The organism is Streptomyces sp. NPDC013455, assembly GCF_040632975.1.
Taxonomy (GTDB): Bacteria; Actinomycetota; Actinomycetes; order Streptomycetales; family Streptomycetaceae; genus Streptomyces.
Map to the genome: position 1 here is coordinate 70,858 of NZ_JBEYCX010000016.1, position 20,996 is coordinate 91,853.

General features: G+C 74.2%; 16 protein-coding genes and 2 pseudogenes. 9 read left to right on the forward strand and 9 right to left on the reverse strand.

From position 1 onward, the window contains the following. Nucleotides 1-3: 3 nt before the first annotated feature. The 5 genes and pseudogenes from ABZ576_RS24325 to ABZ576_RS24345 form a co-directional block, all read right to left on the reverse strand. Nucleotides 4-1,386, reverse strand: coding sequence for a citrate:proton symporter (locus ABZ576_RS24325; RefSeq protein ID WP_360744539.1), 1,383 nt, complete (start codon nucleotides 1,384-1,386; stop codon nucleotides 4-6). A 124-nt stretch (nucleotides 1,387-1,510) separates the two neighbouring features. Continuing rightward, nucleotides 1,511-3,751, reverse strand: coding sequence for a molybdopterin oxidoreductase family protein (locus tag ABZ576_RS24330; RefSeq protein WP_360744542.1), 2,241 nt, complete (start codon nucleotides 3,749-3,751; stop codon nucleotides 1,511-1,513). A gap of 184 nt (nucleotides 3,752-3,935) precedes the next feature. Next, a pseudogene (locus ABZ576_RS24335) lies at nucleotides 3,936-4,268 on the reverse strand (TetR/AcrR family transcriptional regulator); the annotation flags it as partial. A gap of 330 nt (nucleotides 4,269-4,598) precedes the next feature. Beyond that, a pseudogene (locus ABZ576_RS24340) lies at nucleotides 4,599-4,865 on the reverse strand (helix-turn-helix domain-containing protein); the annotation flags it as partial. 169 nt (nucleotides 4,866-5,034) lie between these two features. Then, on the reverse strand, nucleotides 5,035-5,676 hold the full coding sequence (locus ABZ576_RS24345; protein ID WP_360744545.1) for a hypothetical protein: 642 nt from the start codon (nucleotides 5,674-5,676) through the stop codon (nucleotides 5,035-5,037). Between the two features lie 153 nt (nucleotides 5,677-5,829). Between ABZ576_RS24345 and hmgA the strand changes: the two genes are divergently transcribed. Genes hmgA through ABZ576_RS24365 form a run of 4 tightly spaced genes read left to right on the forward strand, consistent with a single transcriptional unit; the run spans nucleotide 5,830 to nucleotide 10,409 of the window. Continuing rightward, nucleotides 5,830-7,140 (forward strand): homogentisate 1,2-dioxygenase, encoded by a 1,311-nt coding sequence (gene hmgA, locus ABZ576_RS24350; protein ID WP_360744548.1) that lies wholly within the window; start codon nucleotides 5,830-5,832, stop codon nucleotides 7,138-7,140. Between the two features lie 45 nt (nucleotides 7,141-7,185). Further along, complete coding sequence (locus ABZ576_RS24355; protein ID WP_360744551.1) at nucleotides 7,186-7,935, forward strand: GntR family transcriptional regulator; 750 nt, start codon at nucleotides 7,186-7,188, stop codon at nucleotides 7,933-7,935. A 25-nt stretch (nucleotides 7,936-7,960) separates the two neighbouring features. Continuing rightward, nucleotides 7,961-9,178, forward strand: a complete 1,218-nt coding sequence (locus ABZ576_RS24360) for a type ISP restriction/modification enzyme (protein ID WP_360744554.1) — start codon at nucleotides 7,961-7,963, stop codon at nucleotides 9,176-9,178. 10 nt (nucleotides 9,179-9,188) lie between these two features. Then, nucleotides 9,189-10,409, forward strand: coding sequence for a CaiB/BaiF CoA-transferase family protein (locus tag ABZ576_RS24365; protein WP_360744557.1), 1,221 nt, complete (start codon nucleotides 9,189-9,191; stop codon nucleotides 10,407-10,409). 108 nt (nucleotides 10,410-10,517) lie between these two features. Here ABZ576_RS24365 and ABZ576_RS24370 read toward each other — a convergent pair whose 3' ends face one another. The 3 genes from ABZ576_RS24370 to ABZ576_RS24380 all read right to left on the reverse strand — a co-directional run bounded on the left by ABZ576_RS24370 (nucleotide 10,518) and on the right by ABZ576_RS24380 (nucleotide 12,280). Further along, complete coding sequence (locus ABZ576_RS24370; RefSeq protein ID WP_360744560.1) at nucleotides 10,518-10,787, reverse strand: hypothetical protein; 270 nt, start codon at nucleotides 10,785-10,787, stop codon at nucleotides 10,518-10,520. Nucleotides 10,788-10,913: 126 nt separating this feature from the next. Beyond that, nucleotides 10,914-11,741 carry an anti-sigma factor gene (locus ABZ576_RS24375; protein ID WP_360744563.1) on the reverse strand — a complete coding sequence of 276 codons (828 nt, stop codon included), beginning with the start codon at nucleotides 11,739-11,741 and terminating at the stop codon, nucleotides 10,914-10,916. Next, a complete protein-coding gene (locus ABZ576_RS24380; protein ID WP_360744566.1) occupies nucleotides 11,738-12,280 on the reverse strand; it encodes a sigma-70 family RNA polymerase sigma factor in 543 nt (180 codons plus the stop codon). Before ABZ576_RS24380 ends, ABZ576_RS24375 begins: the two co-directional genes overlap by 4 nt. A gap of 210 nt (nucleotides 12,281-12,490) precedes the next feature. On the opposite strand from ABZ576_RS24380, the gene ABZ576_RS24385 reads away from it, so the two are divergent. The 4 genes from ABZ576_RS24385 to ABZ576_RS24400 all read left to right on the forward strand — a co-directional run bounded on the left by ABZ576_RS24385 (nucleotide 12,491) and on the right by ABZ576_RS24400 (nucleotide 19,288). Beyond that, entirely contained in the window at nucleotides 12,491-14,062 is a 1,572-nt protein-coding gene (locus ABZ576_RS24385) for a DUF4331 domain-containing protein (protein ID WP_360744569.1), read from the forward strand. An 88-nt stretch (nucleotides 14,063-14,150) separates the two neighbouring features. Next, nucleotides 14,151-15,767, forward strand: coding sequence for a hypothetical protein (locus ABZ576_RS24390; protein WP_360744572.1), 1,617 nt, complete (start codon nucleotides 14,151-14,153; stop codon nucleotides 15,765-15,767). After that, on the forward strand, nucleotides 15,764-17,629 hold the full coding sequence (locus tag ABZ576_RS24395) for a nickel transporter (RefSeq protein ID WP_360744575.1): 1,866 nt from the start codon (nucleotides 15,764-15,766) through the stop codon (nucleotides 17,627-17,629). Before ABZ576_RS24390 ends, ABZ576_RS24395 begins: the two co-directional genes overlap by 4 nt. 27 nt (nucleotides 17,630-17,656) lie before the next feature. Then, a complete protein-coding gene (locus ABZ576_RS24400) occupies nucleotides 17,657-19,288 on the forward strand; it encodes a protein kinase (protein ID WP_360744578.1) in 1,632 nt (543 codons plus the stop codon). Between the two features lie 44 nt (nucleotides 19,289-19,332). Here the strand turns inward: ABZ576_RS24400 and ABZ576_RS24405 are convergent, their stop codons facing one another. Continuing rightward, nucleotides 19,333-20,139, reverse strand: a complete 807-nt coding sequence (locus ABZ576_RS24405; protein ID WP_360744581.1) for an SGNH/GDSL hydrolase family protein — start codon at nucleotides 20,137-20,139, stop codon at nucleotides 19,333-19,335. 261 nt (nucleotides 20,140-20,400) lie between these two features. Here ABZ576_RS24405 and ABZ576_RS24410 point away from each other — a divergent pair, with 261 nt between their 5' ends. Continuing rightward, on the forward strand, nucleotides 20,401-20,832 hold the full coding sequence (locus ABZ576_RS24410) for a hypothetical protein (protein ID WP_360744584.1): 432 nt from the start codon (nucleotides 20,401-20,403) through the stop codon (nucleotides 20,830-20,832). Nucleotides 20,833-20,996: the final 164 nt, after the last annotated feature.

The window sequence follows — 20,996 nt, forward strand, 5'->3', positions numbered from 1 at the left end:
TGATCAGATGATGCCGAACAGGATTCCCGCGCCCAGGACCACCAGCGAGGTGAGGGCGGCCCACTTGACCACGAACCGGGTGTGGTCGCCGAACTCGACCTTGGCCATGCCGACCAGGACGTACACAGCGGGGACGAGCGGGCTGGACATGTGCAGGGGCTGGCCGACCAGGGAGGCGCGGGCGATCTCCAGCGAGGAGACGCCGTGCGCCTGGCCCGCCTCGGCGAGCACCGGCAGGACGCCGAAGTAGAAGCCGTCGTTGGACATGAAGTAGGTCAGCGGGATGCTCAGCACGCCGGTGACGAAGGCCATGTGCGGGCCCATGCCGTCGGGGATGTTGTCCACCAGCCAGGTGGCCATGTGGTCCACCATGCCGGTGCCCTGGAGGACGCCGGTGAAGACGGCGGCGGCGAACACCATGCCGGAGACGTTGAGGACGTTCTCCGCGTGGGCGGCGATGCGGGCCTTCTGGTCCGGCATGTGCGGGAAGTTGACGGTCAGGGCGAGGGCCGCGCCGAGCAGGAACAGCACCGGGATCGGCAGCCACTCCATGATCATGGCGGTGAGCAGGGCGACCGTGAGCAGTGCGTTGAACCAGTACAGCCTGGGGCGCAGGGTGGGGCGGTCGGGGTCCAGCCCCTGCAGGCCCTCCTCCTCGGGCTCCTCCGGGAGGCCCGCACCGGCACCGCCGGCCTTCGCCGCCACGGTGTCGGAGCCGGCGGCGACCAGGACCGTCTCCGGCTCCTCGGCCAGGGCCTCGTCCAGCGTGAGCACGCCGAGCCGGCTCCGCTCGCGGCGGCCGAGGACGTAGGCGAGGGCGAGGACGAACACCAGGCCCATGGCGAGGGCGGGGATCATCGGCACGAAGATGTCGCTCGCGTCGAGCTTCAGGGCGGTGGCGGCCCGGGCGGTGGGACCGCCCCAGGGCAGCGTGTTCATCACGCCGTTGGCCATGGCGGCGACGCCGGTCATCACGACCAGGGACATCTTCAGGCGCTTGTACAGCGGGTACATCGCCGAGACGGTGATCATGAAGGTGGTGGAGCCGTCGCCGTCCAGGGAGACGATCGCGGCGAGAACCGCCGTACCGACGACGATGCGCAGCGGGTCGGCCTTGCAGAACTTCAGGATGGCCCGTACGACCGGGTCGAAGAGGCCGACGTCGATCATCACACCGAAGTAGACGATCGCGAACATGAGCATCGCCGCGGTGGGGGCGAGGCCGGTGACGCCGTCGATGACGTAGTCGCCGAGCTTGGCGCCCTTGCCCACGAACACGCAGAAGAGCGCGGGTACGAGCACGAGCGCCGCGATCGGCGACAGCTTCTTCAGCATGATCAGGACCAGGAAGGTCGCGATCATGGCGAAGCCGAGGATGGTCAGCATGAATGGATACCTAACGTTCGCCCTTGAACATCCCACCTGGGGGTCGGCGGTGCGATGACGTTAGGTCCGTCCAAACGGCGTTAACAAGACGTTGACGCGCGAGCAATACGCGCAAAACTCCAGGTCACGGGAGTGCGGTGAGCGCGGTGAGCTCGACGGGGACGCCGTTGAGCACCGCGTTGCCCGACAGCGGGTCGAGCAGGCTGCCGTCGAGCAGCTGGTTGACGTTGACTCCGGGGTCGGTGGCGGCATGGCTGAGCCGGGTGCCGGGCCGGTCGTGGCCCCAGCCGTGCGGCAGGCTCACCACCCCCGGCCGGACGCCGTCGGTGACCTCCGCGGGGACCACCACCTCTCCCCCGGCGCCCTTGAGGCGTACCTCCGCGCCGTCGCGGACGCCGAGGCGGGCGGCGTCCTCCGGGTGGACGTGCACGGTGCAGCGGTTGCTGCCGCCGGTGAGCGCGGGCACGTTGTGCATCCAGCTGTTGTTCGAGCGCAGGTGGCGGCGGCCGACGAGGACCAGACCCGCGGGGCGTTCGCGCAGGGCCGCGCGGAGCCTGGGCAGGTCGCCGGCGATCGGTCCGGGCAGCAGCTCGATCCTGCCGCTGCGGGTCCTGAGCGGCTGCGGCAGGCGCGGGCGCAGCGGGCCGAGGTCGATGCCGTGCGGGTGGGCGAGCAGCCGCTCCAGGGTCAGCCCCTCGGGCCGGGCGCCGAAGCCGTCGCCGTAGGGGCCGAGGCGCAGCATCATGTCGAGCCGCCGTTCGGGGCCGTTGTCGCCGGTGAGCCGGGCCGCGAGGTCGCGTGGGTCGCGGCCGTGCACCGGCGAGTGCTCGTCCCGGACGGCCTTGCCGAGGGTCTGCTCGACGACCATCGCGTCCACGGCGGCCGGGTCGGCGCCGTGCATCCCCGTGGCCGCGAGGACGAGCCGGGCGAGGATCTCGCTCTCCGCCATGCGGCCCGGCTCCAGCGGGACGGCCGCGCGGGTGTAGCGGACCTGGTTGCGCACCGCGAGGGTGTTGAAGGCGAAGTCGTGGTGCGGGCTCTGGGCGGGCGGGGGCGGCGGCAGCACGACGTGGGCGTGGCGCGAGGTCTCGTTCAGGTACGGGTCGACGCTGACCATGAAGTCCAGGGAGGCCAGCGCCTTGTCGAGCCGGCGGCCGTCGGGCGCGGAGAGCACCGGGTTGGCCGCGACGGCGATCAGGGCGCGGACCGGGGTCCCCTCGTCGGTCGGTGTGTCGATCTCCTCGGCGAGCGCGGAGAGCGGCAACTCGCCCTTGGCCTCGGGGTGCCGGCGCACCCGGGAGTGCCAGCGGCCGAGCGCGAAGCCGCGGCCGGGGCCGGCCGGGCGGGGTGCCCGGGCGGTGGCGGCCTGCGGGAAGAGGGCGCCGCCGGGACGGTCCAGGTTGCCGGTGAGGATGTTGAGTACGTCGACCAGCCAGCTGGCCAGGGTGCCGTGCGGGACGGTGCAGCTGCCGATGCGGGCGTAGACGGCGGCGGTGGGGGCGGCGGCGAGGTCGCGCGCGAGGTCGCGGATGTCACCGGCGTCGAGGTCGCAGGCGGGTGCCACGGCCTCCGGGGTGAACTCGCCGAGTGCGTCCGGGAGTTCGTCGAGGCCCTGGACGTGCGGGGCCAGGTGCCCGAGGTCGACCAGTTTCTCCGCGAAGAGGGTGTGTGCCATCGCGGCGAGCAGCAGGGCGTCGGTGCCGGGGCGTATCGCCAGGTGCCGGTCGGCGAGCCGCGCGGTGCGGGTGCGGCGCGGGTCCACGACCGTGAGCCGGCCGCCGCGGGCCTTGAGGGCCTTGAGCCTGCCGGGGAAGTCGGGGGCGGTGCACAGACTGCCGTTGGATTCCAGCGGGTTGGCGCCGATCAGCAGCAGGTGGTCGGTGTGGTCGAGGTCCGGCACCGGGATGGCGTGGGGATCACCGAACAGCAGGCCGCTGGAGACGTGCTTGGGCATCTGGTCGACCGTGGAGGCGGTGAACAGGCTGCGGGTGCGGAGCGCGCCGAGCAGCACCGGCGGGTAGAGGGCGCCGGCCACGGTGTGCACGTTGGGGTTGCCGAGGACCACGCCGACGGCGTCGGGGCCGTAGCGCTCCACGACCGGGCGCAGGCCCGCGGCGACCGCGTCGAACGCTTCCTCCCAGGTGGCCTCGGACAGGACGCCGTCCTTGCGGACGAGCGGGGTGCGCAGCCGGTCGGGGTCGCCGTCGACGGCACCGAAGGAGGCGCCCTTGGGGCAGATGAACCCCTTGCTGAACACGTCCTCCCGGTCCCCGCGGGCGCCGGTGACGCGGGTGCCCTCGATGGTGAGGGTCAGCCCGCAGGTGGCCTCGCACAGGGGGCAGATTCGCAGGGCGGTGCGGGACACGGGTCCTCCCGGAGGGTCGACGGCGGGCCGGCCAGGACACGGGCGGGCCCGGGGCGAGCATACCGACCGGTATGGACAGGGGGGAGTCCTGGCGCGGGGCCGTTCCGCCGGCGCGGCGGGGCCGTTCCGCCGGCGCGGCGGGGCCGTTCCGCCGGCGCGGCGGGGAGTCCGGGCGCGGGACCGGTCAGTCGAGCACGCGCGCGAGGTACGCCCGCAGCAGGTCCCGGGTCTCGGCGATGATCGCCTCGTCGCCCTGCGGATCGATCCGGAAGGCCAGCTGGACGAGGGTGTCGGCGCTCTCGACGGCGACCAGGAAGACCCGCCGCAGGTCCGTGTCCGGGGTGCGGGAGAGATAGCCGGCGAGGAGTTCGGTCAGCCGGTCGGCGACCCGGGTGTTGGGCTCGGCGTTGCGGGAGCCGACCGGGATCTGGTTGCCGAAGTCGACCAGGGAGAAGCCGGGCTCGGTGCGCTTCATGGCGAGGTACTCGTCCAGAACGGCGTCCATCGCCAGCCGCCAGTCGGCCGGCCGGGCGGAGGACGCCGTGCACTCGGCGGGCGCCGTTCGCTCGGGTGCCGCGGTTCGGTCCTGCGCCGCCGATCGCTCCGGTGCGGCCGATCGCTCCGGTGCGGCCGATCGCTCCGGTGCCGCGCCGGGGGGCGCGGTGCGCTCCGGTGCGGCGCCGGCGGGCGCCGTGCGCTCGGTCGGCGCGCCGCGTTCCGCGGGCAGCGCCCGCTCGGACACCCCGCCGCGCTCGGCGTCCGCCCCGCGCGCGGCCGGCACGGTGCGCGCGGGAGCCTCCGGCCGCCCGGATCCGTCCGGCCCGGGGGCGGCAGCGGCGGACGCCGCCCGCAGCCGTTCGGTGACGCGCTCGATGTACCGCTCCAGGTTGCGCTGGGCGAGGGCGTCGGCCATCTGCCGCTTGTTGCCGAAGAAGCGGTAGACCGAGCCGATGGGGACCCCGGCGCGCTGGGCGACCGCGCGGGTGCTCAGGGCGTCGTAGCCGACCTCGTCGAGGAGTTCGGCGCAGGCGTCCAGGATCCTGGTCAGCCGTTCGGCACTGCGCCGCTGGACCGGCGCGCGGCGGAGCGATGTCGCGTGGGGCACGGGCTTCATGATGCCTTTCCGCCGGGGTCCGGTGAACCTCGCCCCACAGTACGGAGAAGGGTGGCCCCCACACTCACACGCCGGCGGCACCCGCCCGCGACCGCACCCGCACCCACGCTGCCGCCCGCCACCGCACCCACGCTCCCACCCGCGCCCACGCCCGCATGCATCAACGCGCTCATTCGCCGACGGCGTACCCGGCCCCGGCCCGCCCGCCCGCCGCGTCCGCACCCGCGCCGGTCTCCACCCCCGCGCCCGTCCCCGCGTCCACCCCGGCACCCGTTCGCGCACCCGCACCCGTATCAGCTCCCGCACCCGTCTCCGCACCCGACACCGTTATGTCGGCGGTGCTCTGCACGGGCTTGCCGTGGACCGCCCACACCGTGCCGTCGTCGGCGTACAGGCGCGCGGTGACCTGGTGGGTGCCGTGCGGCAGGCCGGCGGCCAGGTGGTGGGTGGCCGTGCGCAGCCGGGCGACCCGGCGGCCGTCCACGAAGAGGTGGGCGAGCCCGCGACCGGTGACCGCCGCCGGCTCCGCGCCGGGCGCGGACCAGCGGAAGCGGCGCAGGGTGAGCCGGACGTCCCAGCCGCCGGCCGGGTCCGGGGTCACTTCGACGCCGACCTCGGGCGCGTTCTTCCCGGGCACCTCGCGCAGGTGCCGGCCGGTCTCGTCGGTGTCGTCCAGGACCTTCCCCACCGGTGAGGGCGAGACCGTGCCGCCGTGCGCCTCGCCGGTGGTGCAGGCCGCCGCTCCCCACGGCAGCAGGACGCACACCGCGAGCGCGGCGAGGGGTCCGCGCGTCCACTTCGTCCATGACATGACCGGGAGCGTAGAACAGCGGCCCGCCGCCCAGGATCCCCCTCAGGTCTGGTTCCGGCCGTACCCCACTGGGATGACCCGGACCCCTCTTGCGCGGGCGCGCACTCATTCCTACGGTGATGCATAGGAATCGAGAAGTGCGAGGGAGCGAACATGAGCGGGGACGCACGGAAGACCGCCGAGGGGCTGTCCTATCTGACCGGGTTCGGCAACGAACACGCCTCGGAGGCGGTGCCGGGCGCCCTGCCCGAGGGCCGCAACTCGCCGCAGCGCGCGCCGCTCGGCCTCTACGCGGAGCAGCTGAGCGGTACGGCGTTCACCGAGCCGCGGGCGCACAACCGGCGCTCCTGGCTCTACCGCATCCGCCCCTCGGCCCAGCACCCGGCGTTCACCCGCACCGACAACGGCGCACTCGGCACGGCCCCCTTCACCGAGACTGCGGCCGACCCCAACCGGCTGCGCTGGAACCCGCTGCCGGAGCCCCCGGCGGGCACCGACTTCCTCGGCGGTCTGTGGACGCTGGGCGGGAACGGCGACGCGGCGCAGCGCGCGGGCATGGCCGTGCACCTCTACCACGCCAACGCCTCGATGGAGCGGGTCTTCTCGGACGCCGACGGGGAGCTGCTGATCGTGCCGGAGCGGGGCGGGCTGCTGCTGCACACGGAGTTCGGGCGCCTGCATGTGGAGCCGGCCGAGGTGGCGTTGGTCCCGCGTGGGGTGCGCTTCCGTGTGGAGCTGCTGGACGAGTCCGCCCGCGGTTATGTGTGCGAGAACTACGGGGCGCCGTTCCGGCTGCCCGACCTCGGGCCGATCGGCGCCAACGGGCTGGCCAACCCGCGGGACTTCCGTGCCCCGGTCGCCGCCTACGAGGACGTCGAGGGTCCGGTGGAGGTGGTGAACAAGTTCTGCGGCAACCTCTGGACGGCGACCTACGACCACAGCCCCCTGGACGTGGTCGCCTGGCATGGCAACTATGTGCCGTACGTCTATGACCTGCGCACTTTCAATGTGATCGGGACCATCTCCTACGACCACCCCGATCCGTCGATCTTCACGGTCCTCACCTCCCCGTCGGACACCCCCGGCCTGGCCGGCGTCGACTTCGTCGTGTTCGCGCCGCGCTGGCTGGTGGGCGAGGACACCTTCCGGCCGCCGTACTTCCACCGGAACGTGATGAGCGAGTACATGGGCCTGATCGAGGGCGCGTACGACGCCAAGGCGGAGGGCTTCGTGCCGGGCGGCGGCTCGCTGCACAACATGATGTCGGCGCACGGCCCGGACCGGGAGACGTTCGACCGGGCGAGCGCGGCCGAGCTGCGGCCGCAGAAGATCGACGACGGTCTGGCCTTCATGTTCGAGACCCGCTGGCCGGTGACCCTCACCCCGCAGGCGGCCGGCGCGGAGCACCTCCAGCAGCGCTACGACGATGTGTGGCGGGGACTCCAGCGCCACTTCCGGGGGTGAGGCCGCCATTGCGCCGAACGTTCTCCGACAGGTACGGATAGCCCCGTGACCTCCTTCGCTCCGGATTCGATCGTCCTGAACCGCAAGCTGCCGCTGTGGTACCAGGTGTCGCAGTCGCTGCGCGCCTCGATACTGGGCCGCTCCGCCGAGGACCCGCTGCGCCTGCCCACCGAGGAGCAGCTGGCGGAGCACTACGGGGTGAGCGTGCTGACCATGCGGCAGGCGCTGAAGGAGCTGGAGGACGAGGGGCTGATCAGCCGGCACCGGCGGCGCGGCACGTTCATCGAGCCCGGGGTCCGGCGCGGGGCGCCGGTGCGGCTGCTGGGCTCGGTGGACGCGATCGTGGCCCAGCAGTCCGGGATGACGACCGAGCTGCTGGACCAGGGCCGGGTGCCGGTTCCGGCCGGGCTCGCCGAGTACTTCCCGGACCTGGCGGAGGTGGCGGCGTACCACCGTCTGCGCGGGGACGAGAAGACCGGCGAGCCGACCAACCACGCCGTCAACCACGTCCGTCCCGAACTGGCCGACCGCATCGACCCGGACGACCTGGTCCGCTGGCCGATGACGAAGGTGCTGCGGGACGTGGTCAAGGCCGACATCAGCCGGATCACCGACACCGTGGAGGCCCGGCTCGCCGACCCGGAGACGGCACGGCTGCTCGAAGTCCCGCTGCTCAGCCCGATCCTGCACTACACGGGTGTGACGTACGACACCGGTGGCCGGGTGCTGGACGTGGCGGTCATCCACTACCGGGGCGACCGGTTCTCGTTCACCGTCACGCTGGACGCCACCTGATCCGCGGGGTGCGTGAGGCCGTACCATGCCGGGCGTGACGCACGACGACGCTCCGCTGCTGGCGGACCTCATGCCGTGGTCCGTCGCACCCCTGCGGCCGGGCCGCGCCTGGCCGACGGCGCCCGATCCGGCCTCCCTGAGGGCCCGTTGGGACGCCCTGGTGAAGGCCGCGGGGCCGGACCGGGAGGCCCTGTTCCAACCGACCCGCGCCCGTACGCTCTTCTCGGCGGTGAGCCGGCTGCCCGGCGGGTCCGGCGGCACCGAACGGCTCGCGCGCGCCGGGGGCCCCTGCGGGGAACCGGTGCGGGTGCTGACCGCCCCCTTCGACGAGCAGTGGCTGATCCCGGACCACCGGCTGATCGACACGGCCCGCCCCGAGCTGTGGCGGGTGGCGGACGCCCACCAGGTCTTCACGGCCGAGACGGGCGACCCGGGCACCCCGCTGCTGGCGACCGCGCTCCTGCCCACGCTGCGCACCGGCCGGATCCGCCCCCTTCACCGCCGTCCCGGCGGCGCGGAGCCCAACCTGGCGCCCGGTCTGCTGGACCACCTCACGGCCCGCCTGGGCACCCGCCCCACCGCGCCGGACGTGCTGGCCTGGATCCTGGCGGCGGTCCGCCCCGGGCTCACCGTGCCGCTCACCGGCGACCCGGACGTGTGGGCGTCCGGTGTGGAGCTGGGCCGCCGCGTGCTCTGGCTGATGCGCCGCGACGGCGAACGCCCCAAGCTGCCGGGCGGCCGCCGCCCGTACGTCCGCGCCCCCCTGCCGCGCCTCCCGCTGACCCTGCGCTACGACGCCGACGAGGAGACCCTGCACCTGGACGAGGGCCGCGTCTCCCCCGTACCGCCCGAGGCCTGGGAGTACGAGGTGGCCGGAGTCCGGGTCCTGGAGTCCTGGTTCGCGGCCCGCACCGGCCCGGCCGAACCGGGCACGCTCGCCGCGATCCGCCCGGCGGCCTGGCCGCAGGCCTGGACGTCGGAGCTGCTGGAGCTGATCACAGTGCTGGCCCTGCTGGCGGACCTGCGGCCGCGCCGGGCCGCCCTGGCGGTGACGTCCCCGGTCACGGCGAGCGACCTGCGGCAGGCGGGCGTCCTGCCGCCACCGGAGTCCGCCCGCCGCCCCGCCTCGGTGCTGGACCACCACGAGGAGGGACCGGAGGGCCAGTTCGCCCTCGTCTGGCACGACGGGGAACCGTCCGGCCCGCTCGACCGCACTGCTGACAAAGGCGCCGCCCAGGGGTGATGATCCGGGCATGGATGAGCCGATGGACCAGCCCGTGCGCCCCCAGCCCCTCCCTCTGGAGGGGATCACCGTCGTCGCCGTCGAACAGGCCGTGTCCGCGCCCTTCGCGACCCGTCAGCTCGCCGACCTCGGCGCCCGGGTGGTCAAGGTGGAGCGCGTCGACGGCGGCGACTTCGCGCGGGGCTACGACACGGCGGCCGGCGGCCTCGCCTCACACTTCGTGTGGTGCAACCGCGGCAAGGAGTCCATCGCGCTGGACCTCAAGGACCCGCGCGGCCTGGACGTCGTACGGCGGCTGGTCGCGGACGCGGACGTGTTCGTGCAGAACCTCGCGCACGGCGCGGCGGCCCGGCTCGGCCTGGACGCGGCCACCCTGTGCGCCGCGCACCCGCGGCTGATCGCCGTGGACATCTCGGGCTACGGCGGCTCGGGGCCGTACGCGGACAAGCGGGCCTACGACATGCTCGTGCAGTGCGAGGCGGGCTTGGTGTCGGTGACCGGGACGCCCGAGCAGCCGGTGAAGGCGGGGGTCCCGGCGGCCGACATCGCGGCGGCGATGTACGCGTTCTCGGGTGTGCTGGCCGCGCTCGTGCGGCGCGGGACGACCGGGCGGGGCGGTCCGGTGGAGATCTCCATGCTGGAGGCGCTCGCCGAGTGGCTGGGCCACCCGCTGCACCACGCGATGCACGGTGGCGAGCCGCCGGCCCGCACCGGGCTCGCGCACGCCGTCATCGCGCCGTACGACGCCTACCCGACGGCGGACGGCGGGCGGGTGCTGCTGTCGGTGCAGAACGACCGGGAGTGGCGGCGGCTGGCCGAACAGGTCATCGGCCGCCCGGAACTGGGCACGGACCCCACCTACGCGACGAACGCCGCGCGGGTCGCGCACCGGGAGCGGACCGATGCGCTGGTCGCGGGGGCGCTGGTGGCGCTGGACGGTGAGGAGGCGCTGGCCCGGCTGGAGAAGGCGGGCATCGCCTGCGCCCGGCTGAGGGACGTGCGCGAGCTGGCGGAGCACCCGCAGCTGGCGGCCCGGGAGCGGTGGCGTCAGGTGGGGTCGCCGGTCGGGCCGCTGAAGGCGCTGCTGCCCCCCATCACGCTGCCGGGCGGGGACGAGGCACGGATGGGGGACGTACCCGCCCTCGGGCAGCACACCGGGGCGCTGCTGCGCGCCGTGGGGATGACGGACGGCGAGATCGCAGCGCTGCGCCGGGACGGTGTGGTGGCCTGAGCGCGGGTGTCCCCGTGCGGTGGACCGCGCCGGTGGCCGGTCGCGGGCCGTTCCGGTGGCCGGTCGGTGGGCCGCCGCCGCGGCCGGCGCAGCCGCGGCAGGCTGGGGTCAGTGGCCGCCGAACAGCGAGCGGCGCAGCCGGCGCAGCGGCGCGAAGAGGGAGACGCGACTGACCCGCGTACCCCGGTCGCTGCGCCTGTGCGCGGAGTCACGCGCCGTCAGCTCACGCATCAGCGAGGTCGCCTCGACCGTCTCCCGCTGCGGTATGGCGGGACCCGCCAGTACCGACAGATGGCGGTCGAGGCGCGAACTGGTCGCGCTGCTCCCGCAGGTGATCGCAGGGACCCTGGCCCTGCTGCGCACTGTTATCTGCTCCATGTCACTCCCCACCCGTACGAGTCCACCCGGCCCGGGCAGGCTAACCCTATCGTCCCAGTGGGGCACGCGGGTATCTCGGCCACAGGATTCACCTTCCCCGTAAGGGGGTTGACCATCCCTCTTCGACTACTCTCCGAATCCAACCGATTTCAGGGTGAGTTGGACAATGGGCTGGCTGGTGGGGTGAGCTGATCCACCGTCAGGCTCGACGGTTACGGCGAGTGACGTCGACGAGGGGTCGAGACCCTTGGCGACCAAGGGCGTGTCGCCGCCGAGGAGCCCCAGGGAGCGCGGTTGCGCGCGGGGGCGCATGAGCCAGAGCTGGTGGACGCGTCCGCCGGCCGGGGTGCCGTATCCGCTGAGGGTGACGACGGCCTCCCGCTCAGATACGGAAGCGATCACTCCGATACTGCGGCCCCGCGCGTCCTCGCCGCTCGCCGCGCGGGCGTCGGGAGCGGCCAGAACGTGGGCGATCTCACGTGCCCGGTCCTGCTCGGCGGCGAGCCGGTCCTCGGTGCGGTGCGCCTGGACCGCGAAGAGGGAGGCGACGACGAGGGCCGCCGCGGCGGTCGCCGTGGCGAAGGGCGCGAAGGAGGCGAAGAGGGGACGCGCGCGGCGGGTGCGGGCGCGCGACGGCGGCGGCTGGGCGCCCCAGACGTGCGGCGGCAGCTGCGGCGCGCGCTCCCGGGCGGCCGGCGGCGCCTGCTCCTGCGGGGTGGTGCGCACGGCGGCCAGCACCCGGTCGCGCAGGGCGGCCGGCGCGGGGGCGGCGGTGGACCAGGCGAGGCGGACCGCGTCCTCGGCCAGCTCCCGCACCTCGCCGGCACAGCGGTCGCAGCCCGCCAGATGCTTCTCGAAGCGGCGCCGCTCGCCCGGTTCCAGGGCGTCGAGCGCGTAGGGCGCGGCGAGCGAATGCGGGTTCCCGCGGCCCAGCAGCCTGCCGACGATACTCATGCGGCGCCTCCCAGGCACTCGCGCAGCCGGCTGAGTCCGTCGCGCATCCGCGTCTTGACCGTGCCGAGCGGCAGCGAGAGCCGCTCGGCCACCTCACGGTAGGTGTAGCCGTCGTAGTAGGCCAGGGTCACCGACTGGCGCTGGAGGGCCGTGAGCCGGTTCAGGCAGCGGCGCACCCACTCGCGTTCCAGGCCGGCCTCGACCTCCTCGGCGACCTGGTCGAACGCCGGTTCCCCGGCACGCAGGGCCTCGCGCTGCTCGCGTTCCCCGGCCGCGCGGGCGCTGCGCACCCGGTCGACGGCGCGGCGGTGGGCGAGGGTGAGGATCCACGACAGGGCGCTGCCCCGGCCCGGGTCGAACCGGGCGGCGGAGCGCCACAGTTCCAGCAGCACCTCCTGGGCGACCTCCTCGGACTGCGCGGGGTCGCGGACCACCCGGCGCACCAGCCCGTACACCGGCCCCGACACCAGTGCGTACAGGTCCTCGAACGCCCTCTGGTCACCGCCGGCCACGAGCACCAGCAGTTCCTCCGCCTGCATGCGGGCCCCCTCTCCGTGGCCGCAGCCGGGTCTTCCTCGCGCACCGCGCATCCGCACCGAGACACACCTCCCCGAGGTGATACGGATCAGCGGGCCGGAAACGCGGGTCGCGAGCCGGGAAAAAGTTTTTCCCCGGCCGACCCATCCGATCGGCGGTTCCGCTCCGTATACCCGTCCGTCAAAGGCAAGTCGGCACTGAGGACGGACGGCATGACACCTGTTTTCTCCAGGGACGCCCTCTCCCGGAGCGTGTTCTCCGGGAGCGGCGCGGGACGCGCGGGCCTGGCCACGCTCATCTGCGGCGCACTGGCCGCCGGAGGGCTCACGGCCGCCGGCGTGGCCACGCTGGCACCCGGGGCGGCCTCCGCCTCCTCGCACCGCGAGGCCCCGCTGATCTCGGGCACCCCGCAGTACGACAACACGGACCTGTACGCGTTCGTCAGCCCGGACAAGCCCGACACGACGACGATCGTGGCGAACTGGATCCCGTTCGAGGAACCGGCCGGCGGACCGAACTTCTACACGTTCGCCGACGACGCCCGGTACGACCTCCACATCGACAACGACGGCGACGCGCAGGAAGAGCTGATCTTCCGCTACACCTTCCGGACCCACACGAAGAACGGCAACACGTTCCTCTACAACACCGGTCCGGTCACCAGCCTGGACGACCCCGACCTCAACATCACGCAGACGTACGACGTCGAGCTGCTGCGGCTGAAGAACCAGCACGTGATGTCGCGGACGAAGGTCGCGGACGACGTACCGGTGGCCCCGTCGAACGTCGGCAAGGCGTCGATGCCGGATTACGGCAAGCTGCGCGCGCAGGCGGTGCACAAGGCGGCGGGCGGCGCCGCGACCTTCGCCGGCCAGGCGGACGACCCCTTCTTCCTGGACCTGCGCGTCTTCGACCTGCTCTACGGCGGCAACCTCACCGAGGTCGGCCGGGACACCCTCAAGGGCTACAACGTCAACTCCATCGCGCTCCAGGTGCCCAACGACCTGATCCGCGAGTCGTCCCACCAGCCGGTCGTCGGGATCTGGTCGACCACCCAGCGCCGTAACGCGCAGGGTTACTGGAGCCAGGTCTCGCGCCTCGGCAACCCGCTGGTCAACGAGGTCGTCAACCCGCAGAAGGACAAGGACAGGTTCAACGCGTCCCAGCCCGCGTACGACGCCCAGTTCCTGAAGAACGTCACCAACCCCGAGCTGCCGAAGCTCATCGAGTCGATCTACAAGATCAAGGCTCCCGCCGAGCCGCGCAACGACCTGGTCGACGTCTTCCTCAAGGGCGTCAAGGGCCTCAACCAACAGCCGCACGTGAAGCCTTCGGAGCAGCTGCGGCTGAACACCTCGGTCAAGCCCACCATGCACCCCAAGCGGCTCGGCGTCCTCGACGGCGACAACGCGGGCTTCCCCAACGGCCGCCGGCTCACCGACGACGTGATCGACGAGGCGCTCCAGGTCGTGGAGGGCGAACTGGTCGGCGCCAAGAACGACCTGGGTGACGCCGTCGACAAGAACGACAAGCAGTTCGAGAAGTACTTCCCGTACGTCGCCGAGCCCACGGCCGGTTCGCGCGGCCGGCTCGCCAAGGGCACGACGGCGGGCGCGGACGTGCGCAGCCAGCTCGGGGACGCCCTCCAGCCGGCCGGTTCCTCCTCCGGCGGCTCCGGCGACACCATGCTGATCGCCGCCTCGGCGGCCTCGGGCGCGGCCGGGATCCTGCTGATCGGCACCGCCTTCGCGTGGTGGCGCCGGCGCGTGCAGCGCGCGTACTGATCCCCGCACCCACCCAGACCGGCGCGGCCCGTATTCCCCTCCCCCCACGGCGGGCCGCGCCTTCCCTACACCCCATGGAGGACACGGCATGGGCCCGCGCGGGCACGACGACGAGAAGGCCGGGCAGAGGGCGCACGAGAGCCGGGACGGCCTGCCCGCGCCACCTGAGCCGAAGGCGGGGACGGCCGCCGCCGCCCCCGGTGCGGACCGGCACGCCGAGGGCCGTCCGGCCGCCGGCGCGGACGGGAAGACCATCGCCCTGGACGGGGAGGCCGCCGGCGCGGACGGGAAAGCCACCACCGCGGACGGGAAAGCCACCACCGCTGGCGGGGCGGTCGGTGACGTGTGGGGCGGTGGCGTGCGGCGGGGCGGGAGTGTCGGGGGCCGGCGGCTGCGGACCCTGCGACTCGCGTGCGCCGCGGCCCTGCTGGCGGTCGCCATGACCGGCGGTGCGATCGCGCTGGGCGCGGACCGGGCGCCGGTGTCCGCGCCGCTCGTCGCCGACGTCACGGACCCGGGCGTGCCGGGCGGCGGCAACCTCGACGCGAGCGTCGCCTCGCTCCAGGCGCACCTGCGGGCCCAGCCGGGGGATTCCGGCGGCTGGGCCGCCCTCGGCCTGGCCTACGTCGAGCAGGCGCGGACCGGAGGCGACCCCTCCCGGTACCCGCAGGCGGACCAGGCGCTGCGGCGGTCCCTGTCCCTGGCGCCGGGCAACGACCCGGCCCTGGCCGGCCGCGCCGCCCTCGCCGCCGCCCGGCACGACTTCGCCGGCGCCCTGGCCTTCGCGGACGCGGCTCTCCGGCGCAACCCGTACAGCGAACGCGCGCTGGCCTCCCGCGTCGACGCGCTGGTCGAGCTCGGCCGGTACCCCGACGCGGCGAAGGCCGCACGGACCGCGGACGCGCGCCGGCCGGGCGTGCCGGTCTTCACCCGGTACGCCTATGTGCACGAGCTGAGCGGGGACGTGGCCACCGCGCGCCGCGTCCTGCAGCAGGCGCTGTCCGCCGCCGCCTCGCCCGGTGACACGGCGTACGTGGCCACCCAGCTCGGCCAACTCGCCTGGAACGAGGGCGACCACCGGGCGGCGCTCACCTACTACGCCCGCGCCCTGGCCGCCGACGACGGCTACCTCCCGGCGCTGGAGGGCCGGGCCCGCGCGCGGGCGGCGCGCGGTGACCGCGCCGCGGCCATCGAGGACATGGAGGCGGTGGTCGCCCGCTCCCCGCTGCCCGGCCCGCTGGTCGCGCTGGGTGAGCTGTACGAGGCGCGCGGCGCGGCCGGCGACCGGGCGCGGGCCCGGCGGCAGTACGCGCTGGTCGACGCCTGGACCGCGCTGGCCCGCGCCAACGGCGTCAACGCCGACCTGGACACCGCGCTGGCCGCCGCCGACCACGGCGACAAGGCCGCCGCCCTGCGCGCGGCCCGCGCCGAATGGGACCGCCGGCACACCGTGCACACCGCGGACGCCCTCGCCTGGGCGCTGCACGTCAACGGCCGTGACGCCGAGGCCCTGCCGTACGCCCGCCGGGCCACGGCCACCGGCTACCGCAACGCCGCCTTCCGCTACCACCGCGGCGTGATCGAACTGGCCACGGGCCACCGGGCGGCCGGCCGTGCCTCGCTCGCCTCCGCCCTGGAACTGAACCCCGGGTTCTCCCCGCTGGGGGCGGCGCGGGCGCGCGAGGCGCTGGAGGGGGCCGAGTGAAGCCGCGTCTGCTGTGCGTCCTCCTCGCCGTGGCCGCCCTCGCACTCCTGCCGGCCGGTACCGCGGCCGCGCATCCCCTCGGCAACTTCACCGTGAACCGCTACGACGGGCTTGTCGCCGCTCCCGGGCAGCTGCGCGTCGACCACGTGGAAGACCTCGCCGAGATCCCGGCGACCCAGGCAAGGCCCGCGATCGAGCGGCTGGGACTCGGCGCGTGGGCCCGGCAGCGGTGCGCGCGGGCCGCCGCCGGCAGCGGGCTCACCGTCGACGGCCGCACGGCCACGCTGACGGCCGTCCGCGGCACCGCGCGGCTGCGCCCCGGCCAGGCCGGTCTCGACACCGTGCGCGTGGAATGCCGGCTGACCGCCCCGCTGCCCCGCGGCCGCGCCGTCCTGCTGGGCTTCCGCAGCGCGGGTGCCGCCGACGGGCCCGGCTGGCGGGAGATCACCGCGCGGGGCGACCGTATGACGCTCACCGCGACGGACGTGCCGGGAACGTCGGTCTCGCGGGAACTGACCTCCTACCCGCAGGACTTGCTGTCCTCGCCCGCCGGCACCGGTGCGGCCTCGCTGCGGGTGCGGCCGGGCGGTCCGGCGCTCGGGGCGGACGCACGGCGGCAGGCGGCCCCGGGCGCCGGGGTGCTGCCCCGGGGCGCCGACCGCTGGACCCGGGCCCTGGACGACCTCGTGGCCCGCGACCACCTGACCGTCGGCTTCGCCGGGCTGGCGCTGCTCATCGCGGTCGCCCTGGGCGCCCTGCACGCCCTCGCACCGGGCCACGGCAAGACGCTGATGGCCGCGACGGCGGCGGCGCGCGGGGGCCGGGCACGGCTGCGGGACGTGCTGCCGCTGGCCGCGTCGGTCACCGTGACCCACACCCTCGGTGTGGTCGCGCTCGGCCTGCTGGTCACGGCCGGCTCCGCCGCCGCGCCCGCGGTGATCTCCTGGCTGGGGATCGCCAGCGGCGCCCTCGTACTGGCGGCGGGCGTCACCCTCGTACGCCGGGCCTGGCGCGACCGGGCGCGGGGAACCGCTGCCGCGCGGGCGCGCGCTCAAGAGGCCGGGGCGGACGGGGAAACCGGGGTGGAGGAGGAGAGCGGGAGGGCCGGTGAGGACCGGGAGGCCGGGGAGGGCGGAGAGGACCGGGAGGCCGGGGAGAGCCGGGCGGACGTCGAGCGGCGGGAGTTGGCGGTGGTCGGCGCGGACGGCACCGGCCACGGAGCCGCCCACCATTCGCACCCCCACGACGGTGTGGCACACACCCATGGCGACCACACACACAGCCACCCGCCCGCCCACGTAGACCAGACCCACGTAGACCAGACCCACGTGAAGCACGCCCACGGGGGCCACACCCACGTGGACCACACCCACACGCACAGCGGCCACAACCACAGCCACAGCCATAGCGGCCACAGTCACAGTCACGCCCACAGCCACTCCCACGGCGGGCACACGCACACCCACGGCGGGCACACGCACACCCACGGCGGGCACACGCACACGCACCCCACCGCTCCCACCCTCCGCGGCACGATCCTGCTCGGCTTCGCCGGTGGGCTGGTGCCCAGCCCGTCCGCCGTGGTCGTGCTGGTCGGCGCCGCCGCGCTCGGCAAGGCGTGGTTCGGACTGCTGCTCGTGGTGGCGTACGGGGCCGGACTCGCGCTGACCCTGTCGGCGGCCGGGTTCGCCGTCGTACGGCTGGGTGCGGGGGCGGCCCGGGTACTGGACCGGCGCGCACGCTGGACCGTGCACCCCCTGACCGCCCTCGTGCGCCGGACCCTGCCGCTCGCGTCCGCGCTGGTCGTGGTCGCGCTCGGCACGGGACTGGTGCTCAAGGGGGCCGCATCCGCGCTGGGCTGAGCTACTTTTGTGGAGGATTCGCGCGAGATGCCTTGGGGGGCGCCCGTGTCAGGAACGCCGGGCCCTGAACGTGTGATCGCGGGCCGCTACCGTCTGCTGTCCCCGCTGGGCGAGGGTGGCATGGGCACGGTGTGGCGCGCCCGGGACGAGGTGCTGCACCGCGAGGTGGCCGTCAAGGAGGTGCGGGCCCCGGCCGGACTGCCGGCCGCGGACGTCGAGCGGATGTACGCGCGCCTGGAGCGCGAGGCGTGGGCGGCGGCGCGGGTCGCGAACCGCAACGTGATCACGGTGTACGACGTGGCCATGGAGGGCGGCCGGCCCTGGATCGTCATGGAACTGGTGCGCGGGCTGTCGCTCGCCGACCAGCTGGAGGCGGACGGCTCGCTGCCGCCGCAGCGGGCCGCGCACATCGGCGCCGAGGTGCTGTCCGCGCTGCGCGCCGCGCACGCCGCGGGGGTGCTGCACCGGGACGTGAAGCCGGCCAACGTCCTGCTGGCGAACGACGGCCGGGTGGTCCTCGGCGACTTCGGGATCGCGACCGTGGAGGGCAGTTCGGCGCTGACGATGACGGGCGAGGTGATCGGCTCGCCCGAATTCCTCGCGCCGGAGCGCGCGCTGGGGCGGACGCCGGGTCCGGAGTCGGACCTGTGGTCGCTGGGCGTGCTGCTGTACGCGGCCGTCGAGGGCATTTCCCCGTTCCGGCAGGACACACCGCTGAGCACGCTGCGGGCGGTGGTGGACGAGGAGTTGCCGCCGCCGCGCTGGGCCGGGCCGCTCGCGCCCGTGATCAGGGGGCTGCTGCGCAAGGACCCCGCCGAGCGGCTGCCGGCGGAACGGGCGGAGCGGGAGCTGCGGCTGGTCGCGGCCGGCGGGACGCCCGGGGCGGACACCGCGCCCGCGCCGTCGCCGTACCCGTCCGCGGCTCCGGCCCGGTCCCCGGAGCCGTCGCGCACTCCGCCGGCGCCGCTGCCCACCGGGTACCCGGACCCCGGCACCACGGCGGCCGGGCGGGTGCCGCACCCGCGGCGCGAGCGCCGTACCGGCGCCGTCCTGGTGGCGGGGGTGCTCGCGCTGGCGGCGGCGCTGGCGGGGCTGACGTACGCGCTGGTCGGCCGTGACGACGGGAAGGAGCGGGGCGGCGGCACCGTGAGCACCGGCCCGGTGAGCGGCGGCTCCTCGCCCTCGCCCAGCGGGAGTGCGGAGGCCGGCACCGAGGCGCCCGCGCCGCCCCGCGGCAGTGCCTCGGCGAGCAGCCGGCCGGCCCAGTCGGTGCACGTCATGCTGACCGGCGCGCACACGGAGTACTCGGGGAGCTGCCCGCCGCCGGCCGGGCAGGCGCCCTCGCTCACGGCGCGTTTCACGGTGGGGCGGCTGCCCGCGCAGGTGGAGTACCGGTGGGTCCTTTCCCACGGTTCCCCGCCGGACCCCGGGTGGCACACACTGGCGTTCCCGGCGGACGGACCGCGTACCCGGCAGCGGCAGGTGACGGTGACGGCCCACCCCGAGACCCCTGGCGGGACGGTCGGGGGCGAGGTCGGCGTGGAGGTGCGCGGCCCGGTGCGGGCCACGTCGAACACGGTGGCGTTCTCGGTGACGTGTACGACACCGGCGGAGACCCCGTCGGACGGGGTCTCCGCCTCACCGTCTGGTTCGCCCTGAGCGGCGGCCGGTGAATTCCACCCTGCCGGGCGAGCCCGTACGGGTTACGCGGCGCCCGTGAACGCCGGCAGGTAGCCGCCGGACTGGCCGGCCGCGGTCGGGTGGTACGACTCACCGATGCTGAGCCAGTTGACGCTGTGCAGCCAGGAGTTGCCGGAGCAGATCTCGTGTCCGGTGAACGTGCCGCGGACGTCGCCGAAGACGAAGTTGTGGGCGGTGGCACGCGCCTTGATGGTGTCGTCGATGTAGTCGGCGGCGCCGTTGATCGCGGACCGCTTGGTCTCGGAGAGGCCGAGGCAGGACTGGCCGAGCAGGTAGAAGCGGGGGTAGCCGATGACGACGACCCGGGCGTACGGGGCCTTGGCGCTGATCGCGTTGTAGACGGTGTCGAGCTTGCCGGGGAGCGTGTTGGCGACGTACGCCTTGGCGGTGTTGATCCGGGAGAGGCAGGAGCTGTCGGACTGGAGCACGCAGGTCGTCATGACGTCGGCGAAACCGGCGTCGTTGCCGCCGACGGTGAGGGACACCAGTGAGGTGGAGGAGTCGAGCGAGCCGAGCTGGGTCGAGAGCACGTCGTCGGTGGTCGCGCCGGAGCAGGCGGCGAAGGTGAACGAGGACGGGCCGTGGGCGGCGTTCCACAGGTACGGGAAGGCCTTGGTGCTGCGGTTGCAGTCGCCGCTTGAGCTGATGTAGCTGCCGGCGCCCACTCCGGAGGAGTAGGAGTCGCCGAGCGCCACGTATCCGCCGGCCGCGGCGGTCGAGGACGCCTGCGCCGAAGCGGCCCCGGTGAGACCGAGGCCGACGGCGAGGAGGAGCGAGGTAACGAATCCGGTAATTCGGGAACGTCTCATGGAACCTCCCTTTAGCAGGATCTCTGCCTGGACTGTCGTACCAGCTACGCGTGTTGACAGGAAGTGTCCATGCCAAAACTATTGCCGTATCAACAGGATCGACCCGAGACGTTCACCGCTCGTACCGCACGCATCCACACCCTTGCTGTTGACTGACCGTCAGCAGCGCACCGGGGTCGGAGGGTCGTCGTCTTGACGGCCTCCGCGCGGCTGCGCCACATTGAAGCCCGGTATCCGGCGCGTCGGGGGGCAAAGTCGCCCATGCAGACCTTCGGCATCAGGACACCTTCACCGGACGGCGGACCGGCGGACACCGAGCGGGCGCGGCCGGGGCCGGCGAGGAGCCTCACGCCGCTGCTCGCGGGGGCGGCGACCGCCGTCGCGGCGACCGGTGCGGTGCTCGCGCTCCTCGACGCCGGTACACCGCTGCGGGCTCCCTCGACGTTCCTCTTCCTGCTCCTGGCACCGGCCGCGGCGATCGCCGCGGCGCTGCGCGGGCTGGACCCCTTCGGCCGGGTGCTGACCGCCCTCTCGGGGGCGGTCGTCGTCAACATGCTGGTCGCACAGGGGATGCTGGCCGTGCACCGCTGGTCGGCCCGTGGCGGGGTGGTCGCCGTGACCGTACTGAGCGTGCTGGTCCTGCTGTCGACCCTGCTCCGGGAGCGGATTCCCGGAAAACACCCACAAACCTGACGAAGATGGGCGAAGGTTGTTCAGTAGCCGAATCAACAGGAAAACGGGGCAGCCTTCCGGGTCCGGCCCCTAAGGTGCACACGTCCAAACCGTCGTACATCTCGCCCGCACCGACACGCCGGCACATGGTTCCAGGGGAGGGCTCAGGGCCACGGCGCTTCCGG